This window comes from Kitasatospora sp. NPDC091257, from assembly GCF_044757675.1.
Classification (GTDB): domain Bacteria; phylum Actinomycetota; class Actinomycetes; order Streptomycetales; family Streptomycetaceae; genus Kitasatospora; species Kitasatospora lactacystinica.
Genome location: NZ_JBIVVI010000702.1, coordinates 1 through 4,880 on the forward strand (window position 1 = coordinate 1; position 4,880 = coordinate 4,880).

6 protein-coding genes are annotated in these 4,880 nt (G+C 73.8%); 4 read left to right on the forward strand and 2 right to left on the reverse strand.

Annotated elements, in window-relative coordinates; translation table 11 throughout:
• Positions 1-41 precede the first annotated feature (41 nt).
• On the forward strand, positions 42-260 hold the full coding sequence (locus ACIQOV_RS27700) for a hypothetical protein (protein WP_401053058.1): 219 nt from the start codon (positions 42-44) through the stop codon (positions 258-260).
• 314 nt (positions 261-574) lie between these two features.
• Positions 575-1,213 (forward strand): response regulator, encoded by a 639-nt coding sequence (locus tag ACIQOV_RS27705; protein WP_401053060.1) that lies wholly within the window; start codon positions 575-577, stop codon positions 1,211-1,213.
• Between the two features lie 9 nt (positions 1,214-1,222).
• Here ACIQOV_RS27705 and ACIQOV_RS27710 read toward each other — a convergent pair whose 3' ends face one another.
• On the reverse strand, positions 1,223-2,095 hold the full coding sequence (locus ACIQOV_RS27710) for a transglutaminase family protein (RefSeq protein ID WP_401053062.1): 873 nt from the start codon (positions 2,093-2,095) through the stop codon (positions 1,223-1,225).
• Between the two features lie 97 nt (positions 2,096-2,192).
• The gene (locus ACIQOV_RS27715) at positions 2,193-3,206 is read right to left on the reverse strand and encodes a GNAT family N-acetyltransferase (RefSeq protein ID WP_401053064.1); all 1,014 of its coding nucleotides are present in this window, start codon (positions 3,204-3,206) and stop codon (positions 2,193-2,195) included.
• Positions 3,207-3,336: 130 nt separating this feature from the next.
• Here ACIQOV_RS27715 and fdxA point away from each other — a divergent pair, with 130 nt between their 5' ends.
• Positions 3,337-3,663, forward strand: coding sequence for a ferredoxin (fdxA, locus tag ACIQOV_RS27720; RefSeq protein ID WP_030061559.1), 327 nt, complete (start codon positions 3,337-3,339; stop codon positions 3,661-3,663).
• A gap of 20 nt (positions 3,664-3,683) precedes the next feature.
• Positions 3,684-4,832, forward strand: coding sequence for a succinyldiaminopimelate transaminase (dapC, locus tag ACIQOV_RS27725; protein WP_401053067.1), 1,149 nt, complete (start codon positions 3,684-3,686; stop codon positions 4,830-4,832).
• Positions 4,833-4,880: the final 48 nt, after the last annotated feature.

Sequence of the window (4,880 nt, forward strand, 5' to 3'; positions counted from 1 at the left end):
GTCGAACCCCCGCCTTCCCCCACCGTGAACCAAGCGCCCCTATGTCGACCCCGGAGCCTGCGAACCAGCCCGAGCCGGAACGCCTGTACATGGGCCCGCTGGTCCGACCGCACGTCGACCACGATGCATGGCGGGCTGGTCTGGACGAGATGCAGCGCCAGTACCACCGGCGCGAAGCGCTGCGGGCGGTCGCCGAGGGACTTCCCGACCCCGGGTACACCTATCCGGGCGCCCACACCCTCGCAAGGGCGGTGGCGTGATGACCCCCGCGACCACCAAGAAGCCCACATGTGGTGCCCTTCGTCGCACCCGGACTTCCCCTGCATGCTCGACCCGTTCCACCGGAACAACCATGCGAACGCCCTCGGTGAAGACTGGCCGCGCGTCGGCCCGATCTACTGCACCCGGTGCAAGCGGGAAGCCACCAGCCCAGCCCTGGTGAGCCACCAGGAGGCCGCGAGCAGCCCCGGGTACTCCGCGTGGGCGTGCTCGCCGAGCTGCCCCGAGTAAGACCCCCACAGCGCCCCGTCCGGATCCTCTCCGGGCGGGGCTTCGTGCTGTCTAGGCTGGTCATATGGACGACGACGCGTCAAAGACGCCCGTACAATGTGTAAGAGTCCTCCTCGCCGAGGACCAGGGGATGGTCCGGGAGGCGCTGGCCGCGCTGCTCGGGCTGGAGGGGGACATCGACGTCGTCGCGCAGGTCGGCCGCGGGGACGAGGTGGTGGCGGCGGTGCTCGCGAACGACGTGCAGGTCGCCGTGCTGGACATCGAGATGCCGGGGATGACGGGCATCGAGGCGGCCGCCGAGCTGCGCGGCCGGGCGCCCGGGACGAAGGTGGTCATCGCGACGACCTTCGGCCGGCCCGGCTACCTGCGCCGGGCGATGGAGTCGGGCGCGGACGCCTTCCTGGTGAAGGACGCGCCGGCCGCCGAGCTGGCGGAGGCGATCCGCCGGGTGCTGCGCGGCGAGCGGGTGATCGATCCGGTGCTGGCCGCCGCCGCGCTGGCGGAGGGCGCCAACCCGCTGACCCCGCGCGAGCGGGACGTGCTGGGCGCGGCCGCCGACGGCGCGGTGAACGCGGACATCGCCCGGCGGCTGCACCTGTCCGAGGGGACGGTGCGCAACTACCTGTCGATGGCGATCCAGAAGACCGGGGCCCGCAACCGCACCGAGGCGGTGCGGATCGCCCGCGAGAAGGGCTGGCTGTAGGCGGGCGGGTCAGTTGAGCCGGTGCCGGGCCGCCCGGGCCTCCTGGCGGACCTTGGCGGCGGTGTCCGGGTCGAAGGTGTCCAGGATCTGCGCGTAGGCGTCCATCTCCGCCGATCCGCCGAGGAAGTCCCCGGTGCGGACGAGGAGTTCGGCCCGTTCCAGGCGCAGCTGGGCCGGGTGCCGGGGCAGCAGCAGGGAGAGTTCGGTGGCCCACAGCTGGGTGCGGGCGTGCTCGGGGCGGTCGGCGGCCCAGACCCGGATGTTGCCGAGCACCCGCAGCACGATCTCCAGCGGCTGGGCCGGGGTGAGCAGGGCGGGGGTGAACTCCTGCCCGGCGGCGGCGACCAGCCGTTCGACGTCCTCCGGGTCGAGCAGCCGCCCGCCGTGGAACGGGTCGGCCAGGACGTAGTCCTCGCCGCCCGCCGGGCCGCCCACCGTGACGATGAAGTGGCCGGGCAGCGCGATGCCGTGGACGGTCAGTCCGGCGCGCCGCCCGACCGCCGTCCACACCAGGGAGAGCGTGATCGGCAGTCCGCGCCGCCGCCGCAGCACCTCGGGCAGCAGCGAGGACTCCAGGCGCCGGTAGTCCGACTGCCGTCCGTGGAATCGCTCCCGTCCGCCGAGCACCGCGGCGAGCAGGGCGGCCGTCTCCTCCGGCCCGGTGGGCGCCCGTTCGGCGACGGCCTGCCGGACGGCTGCCGCGTGCCGCTCCAGCGCGGCCTCGCAGGCGGCGAGCAGTGCGTCCACGCCGGGCGGCTCGCCGGGGTCGCCGGGGTCGGGCACCATGCCGTGCTCGGCGGCGGCGAGCAGGCACAGCAGCACCGGGTCGGGCTGCTCGGCGCGGGCGGCGGTCCGGAAGCGGTCTCTGCTCTGCTCGGTCACGGTGACGGCGACGGCTTTCGTACGGCGGACGGACAAGGTGGCGGACGGACGGACGGACGGACGGTCGGGTGGTCGGTCGGACGGTACGGCCTGGCGGCTACCCCTGGGGAAGAAGGGCGTAGTGGTAAGTGTGACTGGTCGTGAAGCCGAGTCCGTCATAGAGCGCGATCGCCCCCGCGTTCTCCGCCTCGACCTGGAGGTACCCGCCGCTCGCCCCCTCCTCGGCCGCGCGCGAGGCGAGCACCGCCATGACCGCCGTCGCCAGCCCGGCCCGCCGGGCGTACGGCTGGACCTCGATCGCGCCGAAGCAGGCCCAGTCCCCTTCGACGACGCAGCGTCCGATCGCCGGCGGGGGTTGCCCGGGGGCGCCCGGCACGGTGGCGAACCAGACGGAGGGCCCGCCGTGCAGCACCTGCCGGGCGGCCTCCTCGACGGCCGGGTCGCCGCTCACCCGCCGGTACACCGACAGCCACCGGTCGTCCGCGGTCCGCGCCAGCCGGACCCTCTCGTGCCCGGTGCCGACCCGGGCGAGCACGGCCAGCGGGGCGGTGCGGACCAGGGTGGGCGCGTACCCGGCGCCGAGCCGGTCGAGTTCGGCGACCAGCGCGGTCGGCGAGCCGGGGGAGATCACCTCGACGTACGCGGGCAGCCCGCGCGCCGCGTACCAGGCGCGGACGGCCGCCAGCGCCCGAGGCAGCGGCAGCCCTGGGTCCCCGAGCGCCTGGACGGAGTTGGCCCGCCGGGTGAACCCGGCGGCGGCGCGCAGCGTCCACTCGCCGAGCGGCTCCTGCTCGACGGCCGGCCAGCCGCGGCCCGCGATCCGCTGCAGTTCGACCGGCGCGGTGACCGGCAACGGGGCCCGCCGAACCGGAAACGGCGGCACGACCTTGCCTGCGACCAGCAGCTTCTCCGGCAAGTGCACCGGATCGCCGGAACGCGGGGCGATCGTCAGCCCATGTTCGTCCCACGATGTGAGCACGCCGATCGAATCCCGGAACACCGGCCGGTCGTCCACGAACTCCGCGAGGCGTCGGACCGACACGCGTCGTCCCACGTCAGAGCGATCTATCCGGACCTCCGGACGGTCGCCGACCGGGTTGACCGTCGCCATCTGGCCACCTCCTGTGCATTTGCGGTCTCCGACCCGCGATACTAGGGGCGGGCATCGACGACGCCGCGCTCACCGCGCACGGCAGCAGAACAGAACGGGCCACCAGGCCCTTCCGAGGAGGAACGACAGCGTGACCTACGTCATCGCGCAGCCTTGTGTCGACGTGAAGGACAAGGCGTGCATCGAAGAGTGCCCGGTTGACTGCATCTACGAGGGCGAGCGATCGCTCTACATCCACCCGGATGAGTGTGTCGACTGTGGCGCGTGCGAGCCGGTCTGCCCGGTCGAGGCGATCTTCTACGAGGACGACACTCCGGAGGAGTGGAAGGACTACTACAAGGCGAACGTCGAGTTCTTCGACGACCTGGGTTCGCCCGGTGGCGCCTCGAAGCTCGGCCTGATCGAGCGTGACCACCCGTTCATCGCCGCTCTGCCGCCGCAGAACGCCGACCACTGACGATCGGTGGCAGAACAGCTGTGAGCACCAACAGCACGCGCGCGCCGTTCCCGGGCCACCCGGGGGCGGCGCGTCGCGTTTCGGACAAGCTCCCGGTCTTTCCCTGGGACAAGCTGGAACCGTACAAGGCGACCGCCCTGGCCCACCCGGGCGGGCTCTGCGACTTCTCCGTCGGCACCCCGGTGGACCCGGTCCCCGAGGTCGTCCAGAAGGCGCTGGCCGCGCACACCGACACCCCCGGCTACCCGACCGTCTGGGGCCCGCTGGAGCTGCGCGAGGCGATCGCCGGCTGGCTGCACCGCCGGCTCGGCGCGCGGCTCGGCCCGCAGGCCGTGCTGCCGACCGTCGGCTCCAAGGAGCTGGTGGCCTGGCTGCCGACCCAGCTCGGCCTCGGCCCCGGAGACCAGGTCGCCTACCCGCGCCTGGCCTACCCGACCTACGAGGTGGGCGCCCGGCTGTGCGGCGCCGAGCCGGTCGAGTACGACTCGGTGGACGAGCTGGACGGCTCCCGGGTGCGCCTGCTCTGGGTGAACTCGCCGTCCAACCCGACCGGCCGGGTGCTGGGCGCGGACGAGCTGCGCCGCGCCGTCGAGTGGGCCCGGGAGCACGGGGCACTGCTGGTCAGCGACGAGTGCTACCTGGAGCTGGGCTGGGAGGCCGACCCGGTCTCGGTCCTGCACCCGGACGTCTGCGGCGACGGCCACGAGGGCCTGCTGGCCGTGCACTCGCTCTCCAAGCGCTCCAACCTGGCCGGCTACCGCGCCTCCTTCGTGGCGGGCGACCCGGTGGTGGTCAAGGAGCTGTTGGAGGTGCGCAAGCACGGCGGCCTGATCGTGCCCGCGCCGGTCCAGGCGGCGACGGTCGCCGCGCTCGCGGACGACGCGCACGTGACCGAGCAGCGCGAGCGGTACGCGGCCCGGCGTTCGGCCCTGCGGGCGGCGCTGGAGGCGTACGGCTTCCGGATCGAGCACTCCGAGGCGAGCCTCTACCTGTGGGCGACCCAGGACCGCCCGTGCTGGGAGACGGTGGCCGAACTGGCCGGGCTGGGCATCCTGGTGGCGCCCGGCGACTTCTACGGGCCGGCCGGCGACCGCTTCGTGCGGGTCGCGTTCACGGCGACCGACGAGCGGGTCGCCGCGGCCGTGGAGCGGCTGGGCGCGGCGGGCTGAGCGCACCCGGACGACCGTACGGCGAAGGGGGCCGGTGTCACGGACACC